A 22,167-nucleotide genomic window follows, 5' to 3' on the forward strand; every position below is an offset into this window, starting at 1 on the left:
AATTTTAAAATTTATTATTTTTTTAAAAAATGAATTATCTTTTGTTATATTGTAATTTTTGTAAAAAAATTACAATATTTAATCAATATTATCAATTATTTAATTATATTTTCATCCTTTCTAAACTACTCTACAAATGACTTTTTTTATTAACACACAAAAAAGAAGTTTTTTAAATAATTGTAATTATTAATAAATATGTATATTTTTTAAATAAAAACAACAAATATTATAATGCAAATTATTAATATCTTTAATAAGTATTTTTAAATTTTTAATAACTAATCTCATTAAGTATATAATAATGCAATATATTTTAAAAGAACTCATGTTCTTTTGCACCAAATTCGTAATCATCTTCATCACCCTCAGCAATAAAATTTTTATTTTGTAACTGAAGAACATACCATTTTAAAAAACCCAAAAATGAATCTGCCAAAACGTATTTGTTATGTTCATCTCTACCAAAGTTAATAACTTGACCATAAGTACCATTGATATCAGGATCGAGATCAATTCCCAAATAATTACCTCCCCAATCTTCAGCAAAAGGAATCCAACCTCTATTGACATATTTTTCTTTTATTTTTTTGCCAGCCATACATTTTGAAAATTGACAATTATCATCCCAATCTTTTTCAAAACGCGCCCAAAATTCCCAGGCACTTATTGAATCTTTTAATGTGAGCCATTCCCAACCATAAATAATTCCAACATCACCATAGCTTTTTTTAATTTTATTATCATGGCTATCATGCAGAAAATAAAAACGGCGAAAATCTTGTGGCAAACGACGCCCAATTTCAAGCTCAAATTTTTTTAATTCTAATTCTTGTTCTGCCATAGGTTGACGCCAAATTATTTTTTTAGGTAAATGTTTACTTACCCATTTACTTAAAAATGAAGTGCAACTTAAAATATCGTGATCAATTTCATCAGTATTACGTTCTATTATAGGCAAAGGTTTAAGTTCATGCCAAAGACGCATCAACTCAGAACTGGGTAGTGTTATTGTTTTATTTTGTCGATATTCTAAAATCTTAGGATTATAATGAGAATCATAGCTAACATCAAATTTGCTATTTTCATCAATAATAAAGGTACATTTATTCCATTGATTATTTTGTAAAATCATGATTTTTCTAAGCTCTGTCAAATTTTCTGGTATTTTTAAAAGTTCATTTTTTTCAAACTTATCAACAAAATCATTCATTTCATCAATGTGCAATAATTTTTCATGACTATTATTATAAATACCAAATAGTTTGGTATATGTTTGCTTATCATTATAACCAAACTCAATTCTTATTTTTTTAAAATCTCCTCTAACATGAGGCTGTATTAATTTAACTATATTATTATAATAGCTGTTAATAATTTCATTTTGCATTGTGTCACCTAAAAATTATATTGTTATTTAATATGAATTATTGATCAATAAAATTATATCTTCTATTGTATTCTCTTCTTAAGCAACTTGATGGATTAAAAATATAATCTATTTTAAAGTCGCCATTTTGGTAAACATAAAAATAACACAACGACCACATTCCATGTTTTTCTTGCATAAAATACCATAACTCTTCAAATAAATCTAAAACTTTATTAGTTACTTCACTTGGTATTTTAAAATTATTAGATTTACTCTTATTTTGGTTACTTTCATAAATAGTGTTGTACGATATACCCTTTGCATTGCTTGCAACATCTACCGTAAAAACTATTTTATACAGATCATCAGGCATAGTGGGTTTTATTAATTGCGTAATTTTTTCGCAAATCATGATTTCTTGACTCATTGAGTTCCTCTGTATTTTAAAAAATAAGTCTGGTTGATTCTTGTTTAACTTAAATAAAAATAAGTTACTAAAAATAATTTAATTTACATATATCAAAATATTTTTTAAAGTCAAACAAAATTTAAAATTGATTTATTAAATTTATTTTTAAAAATATAATTATAGAAAAATTTAAAACTTTCTTAGCACCCCTTTTACCTCAAAAAGTAGTTAATTTATTTTATTATTTTTAGGAAAGAAGGCATTCACAAACCTAGTTTTTGATCACGAATTTTTCGGCTCTTCAAACAAAAGAGTTCCTGACCACATCTGCCATTCTGTTACAATGACAAGATGGGCTTGCACCAATATTTACTTGCCCAATTGGGAGTAAAATTAAATGCCATTTGCAGAGCGCAATGACAGAATTGAGCAACCGTGCGATGACGGGTGATAAAGCAATGCCTTAAATATTTTGAAGAAGTTTATATTTATAGATTGTAACCGTTTTACGCCACCTCTTTGTTACTCATTGCATCTGCGGCGGACTTTCAATGGACTGCCTAATAGAGCTGACATATTTAGAATAAACTTTTTCATCAATGGAAAAAGTTTTTTTACTTCTAGAAAGTTTAATTTGGATTTGTAATTTAGAGTTTATTTAACTCAATTTTTTTTAGTTGATTGATGTCAGTATGCCCGATCGGCAAAGAATTGAAGGAGATATTATTCTTGCAGGAAGCAAAGATTGAAACAATTTAAATGATGAAATTATTTAATCTATCGAATTTTCGCAAACTGAAAAGTTCAAGATCATAGACATTCAAGCAACTTATAGTGCGAATTTAAAAATCACTGCAAATTTAAAATAATCGAATTAATTTGTAAATTTTATAATTAAATTATAAAAGATAGCAGTTATAAAAGTTACGAGTTCAAAATCTTAACTCTTTTTCTGTTATAAGGAGATTTTTTTAAATGAGTTGGAAAATATTCATTCCTCTGATGAGCATGGCTGTTTTAGTATGTGCATACGGAGGCGCTCAAGCTGCTTTAAGTCACCCAGAAAGCGCTCAAAAAGTCGTTAATGAAATTTCAAAACTAGCAACGTTAGAGAAAGAGATTGTTGAGTATTTGCCACAAAACAGCGGCGCTTATCTGTTTTATGTTGGAACTACTATTCTTTCATTGCAATACCTACGTCTTCGTAAGAAACTAAAGTCGAAGGTTGTTTTTCTCGTTGGTATATTATGGATTGCAACTTTTAATTCAACAGTAGGTTTCTTGGGAAATTTGGGCACAGATTCGCTCCATGAAGCTAAGTCCTTTGACATGAAAGAAGCACTGTTTTGGCTTCAAACATTCTTAGCACAATTCAAACTCTCACTGCCTTTCAAAACATTTATTCAATACAGTGCAATTGCATTTGGAATTTACTTTTTAGTAAGAATACTCTTCTTTTTGTTTCGGGTTGAGGAAAAACATGACTCATACCTAAAGTTTTCGCTCGGAGGTATTTTTATCCTTGTCGCTCTAAATCAAAGTGTTTGGGGTACAGTTATCTTGTATTCTAAAAATACGCAAGCATTTGAGAATGTTGCAAATAATTTTATAAATCCGGTTCCGCCAGTAAATGCAAGTCCTAAACTGAGCGTTTTGCTCTATATTGGTGAGTCGACATCGATAATGAATATGGTTTTGTATGGTTATCCAAGAAAAACAACACCGCTCCTTAGTCAATTAGAAAATAAACTGAAGGGCTTTATTAAATTTGATAATGTCATTTCAACACATTCACATACAAGCACCTCTCTTTTGGAGGCACTATCGATAAGCGTTGTGGATAGTGAAAATTCTCTGCCAATCGAGCAAAGACGTCGAATTTCTATGGTCGACATTCTAAACAAAGCTGACATAACGACAGAGCTATTTAGCAATCAAGGTGCATCTGGCACTTGGAATCAGGCTAGCTCCATAATTTTTAAAAATGCAAAAAGAACCTTTTCAACCGCCAATAATCTTCTAGGAAACGCAGATGACAGAATTAAGAAACCTTGGGATCACGACTTTTTTAACGAAAACTTTACCCAAGACAAACTCGATTCAAATTCTCATTCATTAATCGTTTTTCATTCGTATGCAGGTCATGGAGGCTACTTAGCCAATATTCCTAAAGAATTTCGCAATCCTGTAGATGATTATTTCAAGGGAAAAAACACCGCTGCAATATCTGGACAAGTTGATTCATTGAAGTCAGTAGAGCCATATGACTCAGCAATTCGTTACATCGACTATTCCGTGTCAAATGCTCTGGAATTGGTTAAAAATTCAGACAAACCGTGGGTTTTTATATATGTTGCCGATCATGGCGATGCTGCTTTTCTGAATCGAGGACATGATTCCTCACGTTTTATTCATGAGATGGTTAGGGTTCCATTCGTAATGTACTTTAATGCAGCTGCGAAAAATGCAGCTCCAGAAATGTTTAAGGAATACTCTGATCTTTCCAAAAAGAAAAACATTTCAACATTGGCTCAGTTGCCTGCTACACTATTTAATTTGCTCGGTGTCACTATTTCTACTGACATAACTCCAGTTATTGGCGCACCGATAACACCTGCACCTATTGTAGTGAGAGGAATAAATGAGGGCATGGCAGCAGTAAAGCTATCTGCACACCCGCTCATGGATTCGTTAATTGATAAAACGGATAGTGCGACAGCTCATTTCGTTGCAAGCAGGATCTATGAACCCGATGGATCTTTGATTTGTTATCAGAGCACCAACACAATTGCGAAAGCTTTGCGAGGAAGCCTTGTGACTAATTGTTTGGAGATGGAAATAATGGTTGAGGAGGGTGACAAAGTTGCTTGTGCATCAACCTCATGCAGAGAATACAGGCCTAATGCTTGAGGATGTGTTGTCTGCGGTTAAGGCGAGAAGTAATCTCTCGTTTTGGCTTGACGGCAAAAACTTATCATCGAGTAAAAATTGTAACGGACTGCTGTCTTTCTTAAAGATACATAAACTTCCTGAATCAAATATTTTAATTGAGTTTCCGTTTGGCTCTCATGTTGCAAAAGCAGAAATTGGCGACTGTGTAAACGAATTAAAAACAATGGGGTCAGTTTATACCTCATACAATGTGCCTACTGAAGATGCTCTAAATTGCTCAAAAGCTCTAATGGATGGGAAAATCTTTACGAGTGAGTCTTCATGCCGTGCGCTTGAAGATGATCTGACCGCTGCGCAACAATCAAATTTGTTTACTGACATTAGCTTTGATTATGGGGGCGTCAAAGTGATAGAGGCTCTTAGTGTTGCTTCTCATTTTAGGTGGAACACGTGGCAGGTGAAAGCTTCAGAGCTTGAGTCAATAAAGCCGTCTCGTTTTCATATGGTGATTTTAACAAACGACGACCCAAATAGTATGTAAAAATTAATGAAACAAAAATTTTACGTACATTGAAATTATAAAACTAAACACTGATGATATCAAATACAAATTACAAGCATTAGCCCACAAGAACATCATACAATGATGCAAGTTTATATTTTCTGGCTTTATTTGAGTCATCAACAATTTCTAAAAAACCACATTCAACCCATTTTTTACAAAGAGCCGCATTTGTTCGCGGCTGAAACCCAAATAAATTTCCTATTTGTTTAGAATTGATAACATTAAATTCTTTAACTTTTCGTTGCTTTGGATCCAATGCACGCAATAATTCAAAATGATCTTTTTCTCCTTTTTTATGACTAACAGCCATTTGAGTAACAACCTTCTTAAAAGCAAAAGCCATGCCCTCAATAAAATATTCGATCCAATCTGTAATATCGCTTTCAGCTCTTCCAAAATAATAATTATGCGATGATCCAATGCTGATGGCTCTATAATAGCCAAGTAGATTTTTAGCGTAATATTCTTCAAGAGAATACAGCCCTTTTAAATCATATCCGCCAAGATGGAGAATCAAGGTTGTCAGCAACCTGCTTGTTCGTCCATTGCCATCATAATAAGGATGGATTGTTGCAAATTGGTAATGAGCAATACCAGCAACAATGGGGCATGGTAGCTCTTCTTCATTTTTGTTGATCCACAATACCAAATTACGCATGAGTCCTGGTACATCTTTTGCTTCTGGAGGCATATAAACAATTGTTCTTGTACCACTGTCCCTAATAACGTTCTGCCCATCACGATAGGGAGTTGGTTTAAGGCGGGCGCGGCCGTTACTCATCACAAGGGCATGTAAGGTTTGAATTATTTTTTCAGATATTGGATGATTTTGTGCTGCATATTGCTCAAGCTGAGCAATATGCAGCATAGTAGCCCTTAACTTCACGTTCATCGCGTTCTCTGCCAGGGAAATGCCCTTTAAGCTGAATAATCTCTTTAATTTCAAATGGTTTTAATAGATTGCCTTCTATCATTGTCGAGTAATGCGTGGTGTACAGTTTTGCTGTTTCACGCAACGATGCCAGAACCGTATGATTAACAGGCAATAAAGCGACTTTTGTTTTGGCAGCCTCTATTTTCATAAGATGCTTGGCAATACTTGGAGTTATTCTATAAACGGACTTAAAACTTATCGGCATAATATGCGCCTCTTATCGGCATTAGTCACATTACTCATTATACGGATAAAATGCTGATAAGTTTACTAGAAGGTGCTGGTGAGTTTGCTATTAACATTATAAATAACAATTTCCTAATATTCATATTTAAAATTAAATTCATTTGTTTTTAAGTTCACTTCAATATTACATTCTTTCCAAACATCTCTTTTGCCATCCTTAAAAGATTTATAAACATCTAAAAGCAAAAAATGGATTTCAATATTTGAAGGAAATTTAAGCATAGAATTAATTTCTTTATTTTTTGTTTTATAGCTAAAATAATATTTCGATTTTTTTTCATTTATATCTATTATATATTTCATTTTTAAAATTACTGGTTTTCCTTCTAAAATACTCATTTCTGTCATTAAGTTAGCAACTCTTCTTAGCGTTTCAAATTCTTTATCAATTCTATTTTCAGCATCAATTGTACTTTTTGAATTAATTTCAAAATCTTTAAGATTAACTGTATATTCTACAGAACCCTGTGCGTTATCATCTTTTTTAAATTTTGAAATATTTTTACTAACTATTTTAGCGTTTGCGGATTCAATGGTTACATCCCCTATTCTAACAAAATTAATAATTAAAAATACTAAAAATATTAAACTAAATTTTTCCACACATTCTCCAATAAATAATAAAAAAAATATAAAATTTATTTAATTAGTAATAAATAACCTATTCATATTTATAATTCATCTCATATTTCAGTGTTTCAACATCAAAAGCAACATTGCACTCTTTCCATTGTTGTTGCTTTGTTTTTTTTAAATGTTCTTGTATTTGTTTAAAAGATATCGTCAAGTCTTCATCTGCTTTTTCACTTGGGTAAAAACTGTTAATATTACTTTTTTTATCTTGATAACTGTATTCATAATTAAACTTACTTTCGTCATCAATTTTTAAAGTTAAAAATACTTTACTTGATTCTTTTGGGGATGCAATATACAGTGTTGCTGCTATTTTATCATCAATTTCTGGATCATGAAAAAACGCAAGTTGCTCATCAACTTGCCGCATTGATCGTTCGTCAATTTTTTCTGCTTTAAAAAAAGTCTGGCACGATGATACCAATATTGATTGCGCAAGAAGTAAATAACAAATTTTTTTCATAAACACTCCTAAGATTTTAACTTAAAAACAAATTATATGAAATTTTTTAATAATTTATTTTTAAGTTAAAATCAAACTATATTTTTTAATAATTATTTATTTTTTAAACTTGACAAACGAGTTTAAAATTTTTATTAATTTTTTTTATTTTTTATACAAAGTGTAAAAAATATCTGTTATAATAATAAGGGATTTTATAAATGTCATTTGTTAAATTTGCTAGCATTCTAAGCATAACTACTTTTTCTACTGCTGCATTTGCGGAAGATCCCAAAACATCAAAATTTGATATTTTGGGAAGCTTAAATTATGGATCTAATTCAGTTGGTGATGCAAAAGTAAGTACTTATGAGCTAAGTGGCTCTTTCTTATACTCATTAACCGATAATGAAAAAACCAACCCTTTATTAGGCGGAGGTTTGAGTTTTCTAGATCTATCAGTGAAGATGCCCTATGTTAAAGAGCTTTCTTTAATTACTTTATTATTTAATGGTTATATAGGCTTAAAATTTAAAACTTCAGAAAAATTTTCTATTTATACATTATTAAATATAGGCTATCCTATTTATATCCAAAATAATAATCAAAATTTTACCACTACTAAAAAAACTTTTTATCGTGGCAGTTTTGTTTGGACATACCATGTGTCACAAGAGTTTAGTTTAGGCTTAGGTGCTTTATTAAGTTACAATAACTTTTCTTACCAAAGCTCAAATTCCTCTGCATCGCAGTCAGTTATTCAAATTTCTCCGACACTTAATGTTGGCTATCATTTTTAATTTTTAAGAAAAAAGAAAGTTAAAAAATCCATACTATTAAAATTTAATGGATAATTACTTTATTTAAAGATACAAAATAAAAAACATACCATTTTTAAAACTTGATTTTAACATTCAATTAACATATAAAATTTTCGTGTTTAAGTAAAAATGCACTATAATAATATTATGAAAATTTTTTTTGCAATAAATATTATTAATAATGGAAATAAAAAATGAAATTAAACTTTGTTCTCAAAACATTCTTAATAATTTTATTAACAATCTCAAGTAAACAGTCTTATTCAAATAACACTAAATTTAAACACAATGATTATTTATATAATTCAATAACTTTAGCCTTTAAAAGTGATTTATATAATAGAAAATTTTACTTAAATGAATTAATAAAAAATTACAATTTCGCAAAAAAAAATTTAATTAACGACTTTAATGATATAGATAAACTGTATCAACTAGCAAATAGTAGAAATACCAAAAATCTTTCAAATTCCAATTTATTAAGCAGATACAATAAAAGAATTTTGCTATCTTTCATTAAATTCCGACAGGCTGAATACGATTTTAGAAAAATTGAAAACTCTATGGATAATTATTGTATTAAAAAGAAGGAAAATTTATCCTCCATAAGACTTAAATATGCTGACATAATTAGCGAAGAATCTATGCTAAATTTAATATATATGGAAGAAATTTTATTAAAATTATGCAACAAAGAATTTAACTATACAAATAATAATATACCTAAACTGATTGAAGAAATAGATAACAGAATAAAAATAGGGATAAAACAGATTAACTCACATTATAATAATAAAATTTACACACTAAAACAATTAAATAATATCATTCAAGAAATAAATTCCATTAAAAAAAGCGGAAAACCAATGCTGATTAACAAATATGAAGATAAATTCACCAAATATTATATAGATTCAATTAACAAAATTAATAAAAAATCAAACAGTTAATTATATTATAAAAAGGAATTTTATGAAATTTATTAATTTAATTTTAAAGGTAATAATAATAACATTAGTTTTTAACCAATATGTCAAAGGTAATGAAAATTCTGAAGATAATCAATTAAATTATGATTTTTCAAAACTAAGCAATACTCAATATTTATACAAAAAAAATAAAAATCATTCTAACCAGCAAAAAAATTATATAGTAAATCATCATTATAAATATGATGATATAGAATTTAACACCAACATAATAATTGATAGCCTCGATAAATTAGAAAAAGTTAGCACTTCTACTTTTTCGAGAGGAATAGTAGGTGTCTTCTCAAATAACAATAACTCACATGCTTCTTATAACTATAGTAAAATTAGCGATTTATTTTTTAATCTTTCAGAATATCTTAACACAAAAATAGAAGACTTAGAGTTAGAAGAAGTTGATATTGATTAAAAAATTAAAACATTTAAATTTTAAAAACATTACTAAATTGATTAAGAATGAAGCTAAACTCGCACACTCTATTTTTGAATACAATACACTTCAATATAAAAATCAAGTTTAATTAATCTTTTATTCAAATATATTGAACAGATTTTAACCAAAGCAATAATGGTGACAGTGTCACCACTTTTTTTTAAGAAATTATTGGAAGGAAATATTCTAAAAACTGAATCAGCTATAAGAAGTTGAAATACACTCCTTAAAAAACCAAACAAAGAATAAAACTTGTTTAAATTGCTTAACTTATCAAAAAAACCTTGATCTACTTAGTAAATCCCTTAAAATGAAATTTTTACAGCACTTTTATGCAACATCAAAATTTTAATAAGGATCTAAAAATACTGACATAAGTGAGTCACGACCCTGAATCTAGAACTGTTTAATAAGCTAGATTAAAATAGCAACTGAGTTCGACAGAACTACAACAATTCTTAGCATAAAATGAAGAGGTAATTTATGGAAAATTTTGCTAAAAAAATGACCTACACAGGAAAATTTGTTCAAGGAGAAATTGACAAAGATGCATTGAAATATTGGGAAGATATTGGAAGCAACTTTACTGAAATTAAAATAAAATTAATTGAGTTAATTGAAAGTTGGCGAAACGAAAATTCTATTAGCATTAATGAATTTTGTAAAAGAATAGACATCACTCCAAGACAATACTATAGAATTATAAATAAAGAAACTAACATTACAATTTTAAGTCTTGTTGAAATTACAAAATTCTTAGGTTACAAACTTGAAATTAATTTTAAAAAACTAGAATAAATACAAAAAGGGTATTGTGGATGGCTGACACAGTTTTTAGAATACAATCATTAAGCTTACAAAAATCAATTCAACAATTTCATAAATTTTTATTTTATGCTCTGAATCAAACAATTATTTTGGCTTGCGGCCTGAAGGCGCAAGGGCTCAATTAAATACGATTTTTATAAAATCATCGGGAGATGTGTTGTATTTTTTCCTGGAAGATTAAAACTTACTTAATTTCAACTTGACACAGTTTTTAGAACTCTAACAATATTTTTGGATAACCCTGAACTTGGATAATGTTTTAATATCCTCTGAGTCTCTTCTAGGGAGGAATGGGTGAATTATGCTCTTTTTTAATTATTACGTAAAGAAGTCCTAATTTAATAATAATTCAGGGTTGTGAAATTATTACTAAGTAATTATTATACTAATAATCATTTGTTTTTCTACAAATTTTTCCATAAAGCTTCCTTCATGTGGCTTTATCTATTCGGTATAATAGTGAAGTTATTAAGGTAGCAAGGGATTTTATTTCAAGTGCCATAATACCTTAAGAAATGAAGTATTTCTTCCTATTGATTTTTTTTAGTTCGCCGAGTATATTAGCTATGCGACTAGAGATGTTCGCTCCATTTGGCGAGCCCTTCTCTGTCACGGAGACTAGTCGCTCCTTTCTTAAGGCCACCTTTGTATTTTAAAGTCCGTTCCAAGCTTAATTTTTTCCCAATTTTCATACACTTGAGTTTCATGCCATTTAAAAGTGCTTGGATTTATGCCGTTATTTTCAAAACGGCCGGCCATATAGACAAGGATATCCGTTATTTGCAAAAATCTACTGTGATGGGAATGAGAGAAATAAACCGTGTCTTTCAGCCTTCCAAGGGCACGCCCGTGGTACATTGGGGTCTTTCCTATGTGTTTAAACTGTGAAAAATCAAGGATGGATTTGCTAATTTCATCACCTTCGTAATCCCCAAACACGACCCCAATGTCATTAACATTCTCTAAAAAGTCACAAAAGCGTTCCAATACAAGAGTAAGCCCTAGGTTATATTCTGGTTGTGGATATTTATATTTTTTTCTATGTGCTTCAATATCGATGCGTACCATTCTTATAGGTATTTTATTATCGATTACAAACGTTGTGATGTCGTTAAATAATCTCACACGTTCTTCAAGCTTTCTCGTTTTAAAATTATCTTTCCCTTGGAAAATACTAATACCGTGTAGTTCAGTATCTTTTGTAAGAATATTAGTACTGAAATAATTAAATTGAATTTGCATAATTGTTGATTCAAGATCTGTTAGTTTATCATCTTTCAAAAGAATTCCTCCGATATAAAAAAAGGGGTTTTCCTTTGAATATTTATTTTCATCAAAATAAATTAAATACATCCTGTAATATTTCCTTTCAAGTTTCCTATACTTTACAACATTTTTTTTAATAAATAATCCAAGTCTTTTTCGTTTTTAAAATTAATCCTGATTTCACCTAATTCTCTTGATTTAGAGTATTGTACGATGACATGGAATCCGCACGCTTCTTTAAATTGTTTTTGGTAATAAAGAAGTTCTTCAAAATCTAATTTCAGATCTTCTTTTGTTTTCTTTTCTATAGCTCTTTCTTTATTAATTTTTTTTAAATTTTCTTTTCGGATTCTTTGTGATAAAAGGGAACCGCCAGCACGAGATTTTGGGTAATTTACTGCTTTTCTTGGTTTGTGCTTTGCACCTTTATCAATGAGTTTTTTTATTTCTGCATATAAATATTCAAATTCATTTTTTGAATAATACTTTTGCCGTGAAGCAAATATACTAAATAGAATTCGTGGCGTAAAAATGTCGGGATGAAGTAAACACAAATCAACGAGTTCTTTTGGCCATGTGCAAAGCCAAAGATGTTTATTGAGGTAGTACTTGTCCATGCCAATCTCTTTAACTAAAAAAGCTTTAGATTTGCCATTTGAGAGTTGCTCATGCAAATATTTTGCTATGTTAAAAGGTGATTTTGGGTTGTCCATTCCCTCTCCTTTTTAAAAATCATTAGGAGCGTAACAAAGACCATCATTTTTCGCAACCTGTTGTGGTTATGAATCTTAAACTATCTAAAAATCTTTATATTACAATTTTATTTTAAATTTTAAAAAAATGAAATAAAAGATTCCTATGATTTTTCATTAAAATTTCATTTTAATGTTTAGATGTATAAGAGGAGGCAATTACGTTACCCAGTTATTAAAAAATTTTAACTTCACTTTTAAATTTAAAAATTAAAAAAAAGTGCATTTATTTTTAAACACACTCTTTTTTTTATTTTGAAAATTAATTAGGGAGTGTACTCAAATTTTTCCCCAAATGAGTGAACTTCCAATATAAATGAAAGAAGCATAGTTATTTTTACTTTTATCATAACGGGTAGCAATGCTTCTAAATTGTTTTAATCGAGCAAATAAATTTTCTATCAAATGCCTGATTTTATATAAATACTTATCAAAACCAGTATTTGCCTTATCAAGGGCGTTTCTCCTTTTAGGAATAACTGCCTGAATTTTTTTATTAGCTAAATTAGCTCTAATTTTTTGATCACCATATCCACGATCTGCAATTAAACTTTCTGCATCACTTATTTCAATAAGTTGATTTGCAATTTTACTATCGTGAACTTGCCCTTCGCTTATAATAAAATCTATTGGATTCCCATGTGAATCTGAAAGCATATGTATTTTACTTGAATTGCCACAAACTGAGCGACCAATACATTCCCGTTTTTTACATTTTGAATTCACTGAATATTGATGCGCCTTAACGATTGTTGAATCAATAAAGTTCCATTCATTATCTAATTCACCGCGAATTTTTAAAAATAATTTTTGCCAGATTCCTAATTTTGACCATCGATTAAATTTATTAAATACAGTTGAATAGGAACCAAATTCTGTTGGAAGATCTCTCCATGGCGCTCCTGTTCGTAATTTCCAAAAAACAGCTTCCATAAAAATCCTAATTCTATTTGAAAAATGAATCTTAAATTCTTTAAGCAATGGTGCTAGCCTTGACCATAATTGATCTGTTATCATCAACCTCAACATGTTTCCCTCTTTTGTTAGACTTGGTAATCCAACCCTTGGGGGAAACATGCCAAAATTCAAGTATTCTTCGTTATTTGAGTACACTCCCTAAAATAATAAATAAATAATCGTGTATAAATAAAATTTTATTCAACTAATAAAGAAGAATCGTACCATACATTTTCATATGCAGAATCATCAATTAAAACTCTCCAACCAGGTGGTAATCCCAAATATTTTATTATTAAAGGACAATATTTTTCTAAATGTTCTGCATGCAATGCAACAAAAAAATCATTACTTTCAGAAAACTCTTCACCTGCCCAAATATACCAAACTGTTGTATCCTTTGAAGGGAGGTAACGCATAGCGTTTATTGGCATTGTTAATTCTTTATTTAAAATATTTTTACTTATTCCAACTTTTAAGTTTAGCGGGCACTCTATGTACAATGTGCCATACTTTAAGCTTATCGCTTTTTGCTCTTCAACTTTATTCATTTTATAATCCTAATTCATTTTTCTTTTGTTTAGAATATCTACTTTCGCGCCTTGCTTAGAAGATTAAGTTGAAAAACTAATCTAAATTCTCAAATTATTTAATCTTTTTGGCACCGATGCTTTGCAAATAATTTGCAGCAAAACTTTGTGGCAACTCACTTCCTATGGCGCTGAGGTTGCTACAAAAAACCCGAAACACAACCGATTTAGCAACGGGAGTAGTTTTTTATCTTTATTAATCCTATAATATCAATATTATATATATAAATTTTCAATCATGACTTAATTTGTATATACAAATTACGATAAACTTGCTTCTATCTATTATGTCTGTATTATTTGCTTTTTTTGGAGCGCAACATTATGTATACACAAAGAAAACCTGCTAAAAAAAAGTTCTTAGCGGTAAAACGCACAACCATACCTCCAATCAGAATGACTCAAGAAGAAAAGGAGTTGATTTACCGCGCAACCTTACTTTCAGGACAAACGATTTCTCAATTTGTATTTAACAACGTGTTAAATGCTGCACAAAATATTATTAATAAAAATTCTATTTTAGTTGAAAATGAAGACTATTTACAATTATTAAATCAAGAAGAACCGCAATCTAACAATGATAATAAAAATCTAAAATCTGCTTTTGCTACGCTCGCTAACTATTCTGGAAAGTAAATATGTTTTTTAAAATTTTATCGGATAAAAAACAAGTAAAAGATTTTGTCTGCGGTAATAAAGATCTTAATATTTTTTTAATAAAAAATGCTTTAAATTATCAAAAATCTTTTGTTTCTAATTCTTAGTTACCTTAAATAAAGCATGTATTTTTTCCTAAATAATTAAAACTTACTTAATTTCAACTTGACACAGTTTTTAGAACTCTAACAATTTTTTTGATAACCCTGAACCTGGATAATATTCTAATATCCTCTGAGTCTCTTCTGGGAAAGAATGGCTGAATTATGCTCTTTTTAAATTATTACGTAAAGAAGTCCTAATTTAATAATAATTCAGGGATGAGAAATGATTACTAATACGCCGTCCACTAAGTTTTTAACATAAGCTTGCCTTAGGTTTTGAATTCATAATTGACTTGACAATTTTTTGTGTTAATTGATTCCAACCACTAGAGCATTTTTGAACGAGATCTTCATAATCTTTATAAATTTTAAATGATAAGTGATTCCTTTTAAAATAACTCCATAACCTTTCAATTGGATTTAACTCTGGAGAAAATGAAGGTAAAAAAATAAATGATATATTTTGGGGTAAAATTAATTTTTTGCTTTTATGTGCACTAGCTCCATCTAGTATCATAATAATATGCTCATTCTTAGGTACGGTCTTGGAGTACTCATTGATAAAAATTTGCATGTTTTCAACATTTAAATTTGGTAATATCATTCCAAAATATTTGCCCGTATCTTTGTTAGCAGTAGCATAAATCCATGAGTTTAAATAACCCATTTGAGTTTTAAATTCTGGTCTGATTGGGAAAGGACTCCAAATACCAGATTTTATTGTCATTTGTCCAAATCGTGATTCATCTTGAAAATCTATGTTTATTTTTTTTCCTGGATTTTTTACTTTAATTTCATTAATTTTATTTGGTAAATCTTTAATCCATTCGGCCATTTTTTCTGGGTCATTTTTTATATGCTTTGTTCTTGGAACAACTCTTCTTATTAATGTTCTTTGAAGGAACTTGTATAACCCACTTTTACTAAATTTTTTTTTAATTTCGTTTTGGATTCTATAATACTATTTATTATTTGGGCATGAACAACTTTTTCCTCATTAAATTCAGAATTTAATTGAATGATTTCAGTTTTTAAAATTTCAACTTCTTCTTTATTTACAAAGGATGGACGACCAGAACGTGGTTTATCAAGTAAAAAATAAATACCATTATTCTTATAGTTTGAAACCCAATAATTTGCCCGTCCTCTTGAAAGGCATAATAAAGTTTCAATCTTTTTTTCAGAAAATCCTACGGAATATAAAAAAATTATAAATAATCGACGTAAAAGATTAAAACTTAATTTATTTTGAGGTATTCTCTTTAAATCATCCATAAGTTGTTGTACATTATTCATTGTGCTGCAGTGTCCTTTTATAAAAGAAAGTACGAATGTTAACTGCAGCATATCCTGTTTTCAATATTCATCAATTTCCGTATAAATATTTATTTTTGGTTATCTATGTTGCCAACAAACTTAGTGGACGGCGTATAAGTAATTATTATACTAAATACAGATCATCTTAAACATTCAAGGCAAAGTGAAGTTTTATTTTTTATAATAAAACTTCTAATGGTTATGGTTTTTTTATGACGTTGACAAAATATTTTTATTGGAATATCAAAATTTTTGGGTTGATATTTATTTAATTTATAACTTAGGGATAATAATATGAAAGAAAAAATAATCGTACCTACTTTAATTGCTTTTCTCGCAGTATCGTGTGGTAAAAATGAAAGTAGCACGTCACACTCTACTACTGAAAAAGTATTCACTACAGATATAAATCTAATTGAAGAAAGAGGACAAGTTCAAGAAAATCATATTGGATATAACCTCCTAAAAGGAACTAGATGGGTTTTAAAGAAAGTTGTATCAGATAAAAATAAAGAACAAAAATATACAAAAATTACAAAAATTACATTTTCGCAAGCTGACACTAACCGGAATATTACATTAAAAGAAGAGAGATTTACAGTAATGACAGGCGGTAAATGCGACGTCAACAATTATAATCTTTACAATACTCAAATTAGCAATGTTTACTTAATTGCAAATCCCTGTTCAGATGCAAGCATTAATTTTAATGGAATAACTAACAAACGATTTGGCTATATAAAAATTGAGAATAATAATATTACTGAATTTAAAAGAGAGAGTTACGTTGATAATTATACAGAAATATATGAAAAAGACGATACTGTAAACTAAAAAGAGAGTGCTCTTTAAACTGTGTCAGGGTGAAATTAAGTTAGTTGTGTATTTGTATTAGTTGGTATTTTATCTGAAAATACCAACTAATACAGTTGATGAGTTGGCTCTGCCAGTCCATTGGTATTCCTTTGTTAATTTTGTTTGTGCAAAAAATATTTAACAAACTGGAGTTATTTTTTCAAGCCTCACAATAACTTTCTCAACTATTAACTGACATTTATTGTAAGTTCTGTAATGTCAGAAATTCTTTTTGTTCCTGGTATCAAAGTTCCTGTAATTTTTATTTTCTTTTTTGGCAACAAACCCGCTTCATTTGCAATCTTATAAAAGTCATAATTGTTTGTCTGTAAAATAAAATCTTGTTTTGTTTTGGTATTTAAATAATTTCCACTTATTTTTATAGTACCTATATTTTCTTTTTCATTCCATCCATTGCTTTTAACAGTTCCAAGTACTTCAACAATTTTTTCTTTTTCATCTGTTGTAATGCTTTCAAGTAATTCTTTTACATATGAGCAGAATTCTTTATTTACTTGACATTCAAAAACTTCAGTACCACTTGCAAATGAAATTTCAATCCCTTCTCTTTCAGCGATTTCTGCAATTGGATTAAAAGAATCTAAAAAATTAGAACTAACCCCTTTTTCTGCAAGAATGTTATGTTCAGCAACAGTAGGTATAGAATCAGAATCTACGAGCTGAGATGTGGTTTTTAATGCTTGCTGAGTAATATCAAGGATACCTGTTTCTTCAGGAATCAGTATCGTTACAATATAGCTTCCCATTTTTGCTGGTATCTCTTTACATAACTTTAATTTTTCAATAGCAAGATCTTTTGCTCTAAGGTGTTTTAATTTTTTTTCTAAACTTGAATTTGATGTTGCTGTTATCATTTTTTTTGCAGCATTTCTTATGTTTAAAGAAGTGTCAAGGTCTATTTCTCCCGATTCATTTGGGACTCTAATTTGCATAACACCTTGCTTTAAACAAAATAATTCTAAAAAAGATTCTTTCGGTTTATTTTCTCTTTCTGCTAAAAATGTAATAGCTTCTTCAAAATACCTTTCTGCACCAGGTATAGAATCATCATAAATCTCAAGAATTCTTTTTTCATCCTTGTGTACTAAGAATTTGAGTTTATCAGCGTAAGAATCTTTTACATGCCAATCATTTGCTTCAAGATAATTTGAAAGCCTAGTAAATGTTGAGGCTGTCATGACTATTTCATCCTTAATTTAAATTTCTAGTAGTAAGTTTTTCTAATTCCATTAGTCTTTTAATTTTATATTGGCTATAATTCTGATATGTATTGAATCCAAAAATTAAATTGTCTAAAAAATTAACATCAAATATTGATTTTTTCTCAAACCGAATTGTTTTACTTGAAGTTAAATTATTATTCTCAGGATTGAATTCATAATAGTAAGCACAATATTTTAAAATTGTCTTATAATCTACAACATCTTTTTCATGCTCAACCCATTTCTTTTTTTCTTTTGGAACATTAAAGAGTATAAAATAAAATGGATCTGTAAAAGTTTTCTTTTTGATATTTTCAATGTGCCTATCTTTTTTTAAAGTATATGAAATAAATGTTTCATTATTTGTTGTCGGACTTTCAGTACATTTTAGTTGTAAGTCAATTTTATAAGGCGACTCTAAGCCATCTTCATGTTTAATACAGGTATCTATTGTAGCATCAACAAGACCTTCATCAACACTCCATTTAGCCACTTTCCAGCCTGCTTGTGCAGTAATTGCATAAATGTAGGCTTCACTAAATTTTTCTTTCCATTTTGAATCATCAAATTCCATTTTAAAACAATCCTGTATTTGTTGTTACCATTCCAATAAATGTTTCTAAATCCTTTTTATTATTTAAATTAATTGTGATTTGACTTGCGCCAGAGTCGTGAAAAACGACTCGACAATGAAAGCCAAGGGCATCTTTAATTTTCTTTTCTGCACTCATTGCTTCTAAAATATTCGTAGAAACACTGACTTTAAGCATATTTGGGAGAATTTCCTTTTTATCTTTTTTTACTGATTTTTTTCTAGGAAACTTAGGTTTACTGCCCATTCCTTCTTTTTTCATCCGTAAAACTTCAGAGTACAAAAGCTTAAAAGAATTTTTTGCACATAGATTTCTTTTCGCAGCAAATTGATTGATTAAAATTTCGCGAGTAAAAATTTCGGGATGTTCCTTAATCACAAGCTTTAATTCGTCTGGAATTTTCGCAAGCCAAATTGCACGACTAATAATTTGTGCATTGGTTTTATATTTGCTAGCTATATTTTGGATAGAAATTCCTGAGAGAAATTCATTTCTCCAGACAATTCCTTTTTCTAGTATTTTAATTCCAGCACACCCTTTGCTCATTATCTTTTCCTAGCCTAGAGTTTAAGCAATATTAATATATTGTGGCCTAAGTTAAAAATTACCGTCTTTTTAACGTCTTTTAGCCCTCTCATCATATAAAATAATATTTAAAAAACAAGAAAACTCACACTATCATTTTCAAAACACTTTTCTCCAAGAAATTGCCGATGAACTTGCCATTTGTTTCTCAACTCTATGTAAGTGGCGAAGCCAATATGTACAACATGAAGTTATAAAACCAGAAGCTTACAAAAAGCCTAAGGATCTTGAAATTATAAAACTTAAAAAAACGAAAAGTTAAAAGAAGTTACAACTAAAATCCACCAATCCTCTAGGCAAAACTATGGTAGGCGCAGAGTCTTTCAAACCTGCAAAATACAAGGGATCTCATGCGGTAAAAATAAGGTTGGAAAGCTTATGAAGCAAATGAAATTGCGGGGCAGAGGAAAGCCTAAATTTGTGAAAACCACCGATTCCAAACACAATCGAAAGGTTTTTCTAAACCTCATTACCCAAGATTTCAGAGCTTACTCACCCAATTCTTTATGGACTTCTGACATTACATATATCCCCACAAAAGAAGGTTGGCTTTATTTATGCGTGGTTTTAGACTGCTTTTCGATAACAAGAAGAGCTCTAAAAGAATTAGACAAAGCACCATCACAAGTACAAATTAAGTATATCGCTTGGGTCAAGCTTGTAGAAAAAACAGGGCTTATGGAAACAAGAAAAATTGGTGTCACAAGACAATTTTTAAATGCTATAGAACTTAATAAAACTCCTGCTAATATTGATCTTGCAATCGATATCGCTCATGCTTTAGGCTACCCTGAATTTTTATTTCTTGAAGTGTGTATCAATGATTTATTGAGAAGAAAAGGAGTGCTAGGAACTGTAAAAGTACAACTTAATGGCACAGCTGCTTAAAATATTTTTCCCAAAAAAAACAGAGAGTACTGGTACTGTTCTAAAAACTATGTCAAACTAAAATTAACTGTATTAGTTAGCATTTTATCTGACAATACCACTGTTTTAAAAAAAACTTCAAACAGGGTAATAGATTTTTTTACGGTTGTTAGGTTTTGTCTTAACTAATACAGTAGATGATTTGGCTCTGCCAGTCCATTAGTAGCTCCTTTGTTAATTTGTTTAAGCAAAAATTATTTAACAAATAGGAGCTACTTATTCAAGCCTCACAATAACTTTATCAACTATTAACTAGCATTATTAGAAACAGTAAAATTAGAATTATTAGAGCTAGAGAATTAAATAATAAAGAAAGGGAAAAGTATGAACAAATATGTAAAGAATCAAGATGAAAGCGACTACACCAAAATTGACTTTGATGAACAAAAAACCATTGAAGCATATAAAAAACATAAAAAAAGTTCTAAAAACCCAACTAGTGTTAATTTACCAAATGAAGTGATCGCAGATCTTAAAGCCATTGCTCTCAAAAAGGGTTTGCCTTACCAAGTTTTAATGAGAATGATTATTATTGAAGGTGTTGATAAATTAAAAAACAGCGCTTAATAAAAAAATGTTTCTTAATTTTTAATGATCATCATACATTTGATAGTAATAAAAATATTGTTTTTCTATTTTAGCTTTATCAATATAATAATAAATTCGCAGTTCCCTTAAAGGACGCTCGTATTGATCAGTTAAATACTGACGCAATTCTGAAAACAGCATGGTTAAGTTTACAAAACTCAGTTCATCAATATCATAAATTTTCATTTTGTCTTCGGCGTCAAACGCATCAAACAAATATTTTGCATTACGGCCAGTAGGTGCAAGAGCACCATTAAACACAATTTTTATAAAATCATCGGGAGCAGTATTGTATAAAACTTGAGCGATATCCGTTAAAATTTCATGCTCAGTGCGAGTTGAAGGCATATTTTTTAACGTTAAGCCTCTAAAAATATACTCTTCGGGGTTTAGCCCTTTTACCACGCATTTGGAGAACTGGGTAAATGCCGGAGTAGAGGCTTCTTGCTTAAATTCTTTTAGAAAATGCATCTCTTCTTCTCGAAGACTATTATTGATTGTTTGCATTAGGTTTTGGTAGCGTTTTGGGTTGATTTTTTCTAAATAATTTAAAAAACTATCTCCTTTTTTATTTTTAATTTCAAAATATTTATTGGTATAATAATTTTTATTCAAATACTCCCCAAACTGCGAATACGGATTTTCTTTAAATAATTGTTTTTTTTCGTTAGAAACATTTACTTTTACAGTTGATGACGTACCATAAACATCAATTTCAGGTAGCTTTTCTGTTAAAGTGGGTAAAATACATTCAAAACTATTGGCAACATAATCTATTTTTTCGATTATTTTTTTATCTTCAATAGCACCTAACTTTACATACACCACAGATGGTTCTGAGTCTCTCAACCCATTTAAGTAACTGAGACAATTGTAATTACCCTTACGATCTTTTGCAAAAGGAATCAGTTTATTATTAAAAAATACGTCTGAATTATGTTTTATTTCATATTCCATGGCATACATATCTTCAACGTGCGGTGTAAAAGTAACTAAATAACCAACATAATCTTCTTTATCATCATTATTTATCACTTCTTGCACATTGGTGGTATAATGCACCCGCACTTTTAAATAATGATGTTCCTTTAATAAATTTTTATAATGCACAGGTAGTTTTAAACTGTATTTGTTTTCAAATTCTGTTATGTTTTGCATACTAAATTTACCTTTTTTAACGCTTTTTATT

At 29.4% G+C, this 22,167-nt stretch carries 27 protein-coding genes and 1 pseudogene; 12 read left to right on the forward strand and 16 right to left on the reverse strand.

From position 1 onward, the window contains the following. Nucleotides 1-316: 316 nt before the first annotated feature. Nucleotides 317-1,390, reverse strand: a complete 1,074-nt coding sequence (locus Spiro2_RS07090) for an SMI1/KNR4 family protein (protein ID WP_338634984.1) — start codon at nt 1,388-1,390, stop codon at nt 317-319. A gap of 37 nt (nt 1,391-1,427) precedes the next feature. After that, the gene (locus Spiro2_RS07095; protein WP_338634985.1) at nt 1,428-1,799 is read right to left on the reverse strand and encodes an immunity protein YezG family protein; all 372 of its coding nucleotides are present in this window, start codon (nt 1,797-1,799) and stop codon (nt 1,428-1,430) included. A gap of 957 nt (nt 1,800-2,756) precedes the next feature. Between Spiro2_RS07095 and Spiro2_RS07100 the strand changes: the two genes are divergently transcribed. After that, the gene (locus Spiro2_RS07100) at nt 2,757-4,691 is read left to right on the forward strand and encodes a sulfatase-like hydrolase/transferase (protein WP_338634986.1); all 1,935 of its coding nucleotides are present in this window, start codon (nt 2,757-2,759) and stop codon (nt 4,689-4,691) included. Next, a complete protein-coding gene (locus tag Spiro2_RS07105) occupies nt 4,645-5,214 on the forward strand; it encodes a hypothetical protein (RefSeq protein WP_338634988.1) in 570 nt (189 codons plus the stop codon). Before Spiro2_RS07100 ends, Spiro2_RS07105 begins: the two co-directional genes overlap by 47 nt. A 79-nt stretch (nt 5,215-5,293) precedes the next feature. On the opposite strand, the gene Spiro2_RS07110 is transcribed toward Spiro2_RS07105, so the two are convergent. From Spiro2_RS07110 to Spiro2_RS07125, 4 genes are all read right to left on the reverse strand, one after another. Beyond that, nucleotides 5,294-6,106 (reverse strand): Fic family protein, encoded by an 813-nt coding sequence (locus Spiro2_RS07110; protein ID WP_338634989.1) that lies wholly within the window; start codon nt 6,104-6,106, stop codon nt 5,294-5,296. Continuing rightward, nucleotides 6,084-6,377: a hypothetical protein gene (locus Spiro2_RS07115; RefSeq protein WP_338634990.1), complete on the reverse strand. Its 294-nt coding sequence runs from the start codon at nt 6,375-6,377 to the stop codon at nt 6,084-6,086. Before Spiro2_RS07115 ends, Spiro2_RS07110 begins: the two co-directional genes overlap by 23 nt. A 113-nt stretch (nt 6,378-6,490) precedes the next feature. Further along, nucleotides 6,491-7,021 carry a hypothetical protein gene (locus Spiro2_RS07120; protein ID WP_338634991.1) on the reverse strand — a complete coding sequence of 177 codons (531 nt, stop codon included), beginning with the start codon at nt 7,019-7,021 and terminating at the stop codon, nt 6,491-6,493. A 58-nt stretch (nt 7,022-7,079) separates the two neighbouring features. Next, entirely contained in the window at nt 7,080-7,514 is a 435-nt protein-coding gene (locus Spiro2_RS07125; protein WP_338634992.1) for a hypothetical protein, read from the reverse strand. 200 nt (nt 7,515-7,714) lie between these two features. Here Spiro2_RS07125 and Spiro2_RS07130 point away from each other — a divergent pair, with 200 nt between their 5' ends. The 4 genes from Spiro2_RS07130 to Spiro2_RS07145 all read left to right on the forward strand — a co-directional run bounded on the left by Spiro2_RS07130 (nt 7,715) and on the right by Spiro2_RS07145 (nt 10,534). Further along, complete coding sequence (locus tag Spiro2_RS07130) at nt 7,715-8,293, forward strand: hypothetical protein (protein ID WP_338634993.1); 579 nt, start codon at nt 7,715-7,717, stop codon at nt 8,291-8,293. 215 nt (nt 8,294-8,508) lie between these two features. Next, nucleotides 8,509-9,264, forward strand: coding sequence for a hypothetical protein (locus tag Spiro2_RS07135; protein WP_338634994.1), 756 nt, complete (start codon nt 8,509-8,511; stop codon nt 9,262-9,264). A gap of 22 nt (nt 9,265-9,286) precedes the next feature. Next, nucleotides 9,287-9,712 (forward strand): hypothetical protein, encoded by a 426-nt coding sequence (locus tag Spiro2_RS07140; protein ID WP_338634996.1) that lies wholly within the window; start codon nt 9,287-9,289, stop codon nt 9,710-9,712. 507 nt (nt 9,713-10,219) lie between these two features. After that, nucleotides 10,220-10,534, forward strand: a complete 315-nt coding sequence (locus tag Spiro2_RS07145) for a helix-turn-helix domain-containing protein (protein WP_338634997.1) — start codon at nt 10,220-10,222, stop codon at nt 10,532-10,534. Between the two features lie 663 nt (nt 10,535-11,197). On the opposite strand, the gene Spiro2_RS07150 is transcribed toward Spiro2_RS07145, so the two are convergent. From Spiro2_RS07150 to Spiro2_RS07165, 4 genes are all read right to left on the reverse strand, one after another. Further along, nucleotides 11,198-11,917, reverse strand: a complete 720-nt coding sequence (locus Spiro2_RS07150) for a DUF3800 domain-containing protein (RefSeq protein WP_338634998.1) — start codon at nt 11,915-11,917, stop codon at nt 11,198-11,200. Nucleotides 11,918-11,949: 32 nt separating this feature from the next. Continuing rightward, complete coding sequence (locus Spiro2_RS07155; RefSeq protein WP_338635000.1) at nt 11,950-12,543, reverse strand: hypothetical protein; 594 nt, start codon at nt 12,541-12,543, stop codon at nt 11,950-11,952. Between the two features lie 318 nt (nt 12,544-12,861). Further along, nucleotides 12,862-13,611 carry an IS5 family transposase gene (locus tag Spiro2_RS07160; RefSeq protein WP_338635001.1) on the reverse strand — a complete coding sequence of 250 codons (750 nt, stop codon included), beginning with the start codon at nt 13,609-13,611 and terminating at the stop codon, nt 12,862-12,864. A gap of 125 nt (nt 13,612-13,736) precedes the next feature. After that, nucleotides 13,737-14,090, reverse strand: coding sequence for an immunity protein Imm33 domain-containing protein (locus tag Spiro2_RS07165; protein ID WP_338635003.1), 354 nt, complete (start codon nt 14,088-14,090; stop codon nt 13,737-13,739). 363 nt (nt 14,091-14,453) lie between these two features. On the opposite strand from Spiro2_RS07165, the gene Spiro2_RS07170 reads away from it, so the two are divergent. Next, nucleotides 14,454-14,765 carry a DUF1778 domain-containing protein gene (locus Spiro2_RS07170; protein ID WP_338635004.1) on the forward strand — a complete coding sequence of 104 codons (312 nt, stop codon included), beginning with the start codon at nt 14,454-14,456 and terminating at the stop codon, nt 14,763-14,765. Nucleotides 14,766-14,767: 2 nt separating this feature from the next. Then, on the forward strand, nt 14,768-14,893 hold the full coding sequence (locus Spiro2_RS07175) for a hypothetical protein (RefSeq protein WP_338635006.1): 126 nt from the start codon (nt 14,768-14,770) through the stop codon (nt 14,891-14,893). A gap of 250 nt (nt 14,894-15,143) precedes the next feature. On the opposite strand, the gene Spiro2_RS07180 is transcribed toward Spiro2_RS07175, so the two are convergent. Both Spiro2_RS07180 and Spiro2_RS07185 read right to left on the reverse strand, forming a co-directional pair. Beyond that, complete coding sequence (locus tag Spiro2_RS07180; protein ID WP_338637753.1) at nt 15,144-15,842, reverse strand: IS630 family transposase; 699 nt, start codon at nt 15,840-15,842, stop codon at nt 15,144-15,146. After that, nucleotides 15,776-16,186, reverse strand: coding sequence for a hypothetical protein (locus tag Spiro2_RS07185; protein ID WP_338634792.1), 411 nt, complete (start codon nt 16,184-16,186; stop codon nt 15,776-15,778). The genes Spiro2_RS07180 and Spiro2_RS07185 overlap by 67 nt, the downstream gene beginning before the upstream one ends. Nucleotides 16,187-16,501: 315 nt before the next feature. Here Spiro2_RS07185 and Spiro2_RS07190 point away from each other — a divergent pair, with 315 nt between their 5' ends. Then, nucleotides 16,502-17,041, forward strand: a complete 540-nt coding sequence (locus tag Spiro2_RS07190; protein ID WP_338635007.1) for a hypothetical protein — start codon at nt 16,502-16,504, stop codon at nt 17,039-17,041. Between the two features lie 209 nt (nt 17,042-17,250). Here Spiro2_RS07190 and Spiro2_RS07195 read toward each other — a convergent pair whose 3' ends face one another. Genes Spiro2_RS07195 through Spiro2_RS07205 form a run of 3 tightly spaced genes read right to left on the reverse strand, consistent with a single transcriptional unit; the run spans nt 17,251 to nt 19,424 of the window. Next, a complete protein-coding gene (locus Spiro2_RS07195; protein WP_338635008.1) occupies nt 17,251-18,261 on the reverse strand; it encodes a hypothetical protein in 1,011 nt (336 codons plus the stop codon). A gap of 13 nt (nt 18,262-18,274) precedes the next feature. Further along, on the reverse strand, nt 18,275-18,859 hold the full coding sequence (locus tag Spiro2_RS07200) for a DUF4365 domain-containing protein (protein ID WP_338635009.1): 585 nt from the start codon (nt 18,857-18,859) through the stop codon (nt 18,275-18,277). Between the two features lies 1 nt (nt 18,860). Then, complete coding sequence (locus Spiro2_RS07205; RefSeq protein ID WP_338635010.1) at nt 18,861-19,424, reverse strand: hypothetical protein; 564 nt, start codon at nt 19,422-19,424, stop codon at nt 18,861-18,863. A gap of 300 nt (nt 19,425-19,724) precedes the next feature. On the opposite strand from Spiro2_RS07205, the pseudogene Spiro2_RS12750 reads away from it, so the two are divergent. From Spiro2_RS12750 to Spiro2_RS07215, 3 genes and pseudogenes are all read left to right on the forward strand, one after another. Next, nucleotides 19,725-19,868: pseudogene (locus Spiro2_RS12750) on the forward strand (IS3 family transposase); the annotation flags it as partial. Nucleotides 19,869-19,883: 15 nt separating this feature from the next. Then, entirely contained in the window at nt 19,884-20,351 is a 468-nt protein-coding gene (locus Spiro2_RS07210; protein WP_338635011.1) for a helix-turn-helix transcriptional regulator, read from the forward strand. 363 nt (nt 20,352-20,714) lie between these two features. Then, the gene (locus tag Spiro2_RS07215; RefSeq protein ID WP_338635012.1) at nt 20,715-20,957 is read left to right on the forward strand and encodes a CopG family antitoxin; all 243 of its coding nucleotides are present in this window, start codon (nt 20,715-20,717) and stop codon (nt 20,955-20,957) included. Between the two features lie 21 nt (nt 20,958-20,978). Here Spiro2_RS07215 and Spiro2_RS07220 read toward each other — a convergent pair whose 3' ends face one another. Continuing rightward, the gene (locus Spiro2_RS07220) at nt 20,979-22,136 is read right to left on the reverse strand and encodes an SMI1/KNR4 family protein (RefSeq protein ID WP_338635013.1); all 1,158 of its coding nucleotides are present in this window, start codon (nt 22,134-22,136) and stop codon (nt 20,979-20,981) included. Nucleotides 22,137-22,167: the final 31 nt, after the last annotated feature.

The organism is Spirobacillus cienkowskii (assembly GCF_037081835.1).
GTDB lineage: Bacteria > Bdellovibrionota_B > Oligoflexia > Silvanigrellales > Silvanigrellaceae > Silvanigrella > Silvanigrella cienkowskii.

Excerpts from the sequence above, each read along its gene's own strand:
- Spiro2_RS07090 (WP_338634984.1), bottom strand. The coding sequence starts at position 1,390 with ATGCAAAATGAAATTATTAACAGCTATTATAATAATATAGTTAAATTA.
- Spiro2_RS07095 (WP_338634985.1), bottom strand. The coding sequence starts at position 1,799 with ATGAGTCAAGAAATCATGATTTGCGAAAAAATTACGCAATTAATAAAA.
- Spiro2_RS07100 (WP_338634986.1), top strand. The coding sequence starts at position 2,757 with ATGAGTTGGAAAATATTCATTCCTCTGATGAGCATGGCTGTTTTAGTA.
- Spiro2_RS07110 (WP_338634989.1), bottom strand. The coding sequence starts at position 6,106 with ATGCTGCATATTGCTCAGCTTGAGCAATATGCAGCACAAAATCATCCA.
- Spiro2_RS07115 (WP_338634990.1), bottom strand. The coding sequence starts at position 6,377 with ATGCCGATAAGTTTTAAGTCCGTTTATAGAATAACTCCAAGTATTGCC.
- Spiro2_RS07125 (WP_338634992.1), bottom strand. The coding sequence starts at position 7,514 with ATGAAAAAAATTTGTTATTTACTTCTTGCGCAATCAATATTGGTATCA.
- Spiro2_RS07130 (WP_338634993.1), top strand. The coding sequence starts at position 7,715 with ATGTCATTTGTTAAATTTGCTAGCATTCTAAGCATAACTACTTTTTCT.
- Spiro2_RS07135 (WP_338634994.1), top strand. The coding sequence starts at position 8,509 with ATGAAATTAAACTTTGTTCTCAAAACATTCTTAATAATTTTATTAACA.
- Spiro2_RS07140 (WP_338634996.1), top strand. The coding sequence starts at position 9,287 with ATGAAATTTATTAATTTAATTTTAAAGGTAATAATAATAACATTAGTT.
- Spiro2_RS07145 (WP_338634997.1), top strand. The coding sequence starts at position 10,220 with ATGGAAAATTTTGCTAAAAAAATGACCTACACAGGAAAATTTGTTCAA.
- Spiro2_RS07150 (WP_338634998.1), bottom strand. The coding sequence starts at position 11,917 with ATGTATTTAATTTATTTTGATGAAAATAAATATTCAAAGGAAAACCCC.
- Spiro2_RS07155 (WP_338635000.1), bottom strand. The coding sequence starts at position 12,543 with ATGGACAACCCAAAATCACCTTTTAACATAGCAAAATATTTGCATGAG.
- Spiro2_RS07160 (WP_338635001.1), bottom strand. The coding sequence starts at position 13,611 with ATGTTGAGGTTGATGATAACAGATCAATTATGGTCAAGGCTAGCACCA.
- Spiro2_RS07165 (WP_338635003.1), bottom strand. The coding sequence starts at position 14,090 with ATGAATAAAGTTGAAGAGCAAAAAGCGATAAGCTTAAAGTATGGCACA.
- Spiro2_RS07170 (WP_338635004.1), top strand. The coding sequence starts at position 14,454 with ATGTATACACAAAGAAAACCTGCTAAAAAAAAGTTCTTAGCGGTAAAA.
- Spiro2_RS07175 (WP_338635006.1), top strand. The coding sequence starts at position 14,768 with ATGTTTTTTAAAATTTTATCGGATAAAAAACAAGTAAAAGATTTTGTC.
- Spiro2_RS07185 (WP_338634792.1), bottom strand. The coding sequence starts at position 16,186 with ATGAATAATGTACAACAACTTATGGATGATTTAAAGAGAATACCTCAA.
- Spiro2_RS07190 (WP_338635007.1), top strand. The coding sequence starts at position 16,502 with ATGAAAGAAAAAATAATCGTACCTACTTTAATTGCTTTTCTCGCAGTA.
- Spiro2_RS07195 (WP_338635008.1), bottom strand. The coding sequence starts at position 18,261 with ATGACAGCCTCAACATTTACTAGGCTTTCAAATTATCTTGAAGCAAAT.
- Spiro2_RS07200 (WP_338635009.1), bottom strand. The coding sequence starts at position 18,859 with ATGGAATTTGATGATTCAAAATGGAAAGAAAAATTTAGTGAAGCCTAC.
- Spiro2_RS07205 (WP_338635010.1), bottom strand. The coding sequence starts at position 19,424 with ATGAGCAAAGGGTGTGCTGGAATTAAAATACTAGAAAAAGGAATTGTC.
- Spiro2_RS07215 (WP_338635012.1), top strand. The coding sequence starts at position 20,715 with ATGAACAAATATGTAAAGAATCAAGATGAAAGCGACTACACCAAAATT.
- Spiro2_RS07220 (WP_338635013.1), bottom strand. The coding sequence starts at position 22,136 with ATGCAAAACATAACAGAATTTGAAAACAAATACAGTTTAAAACTACCT.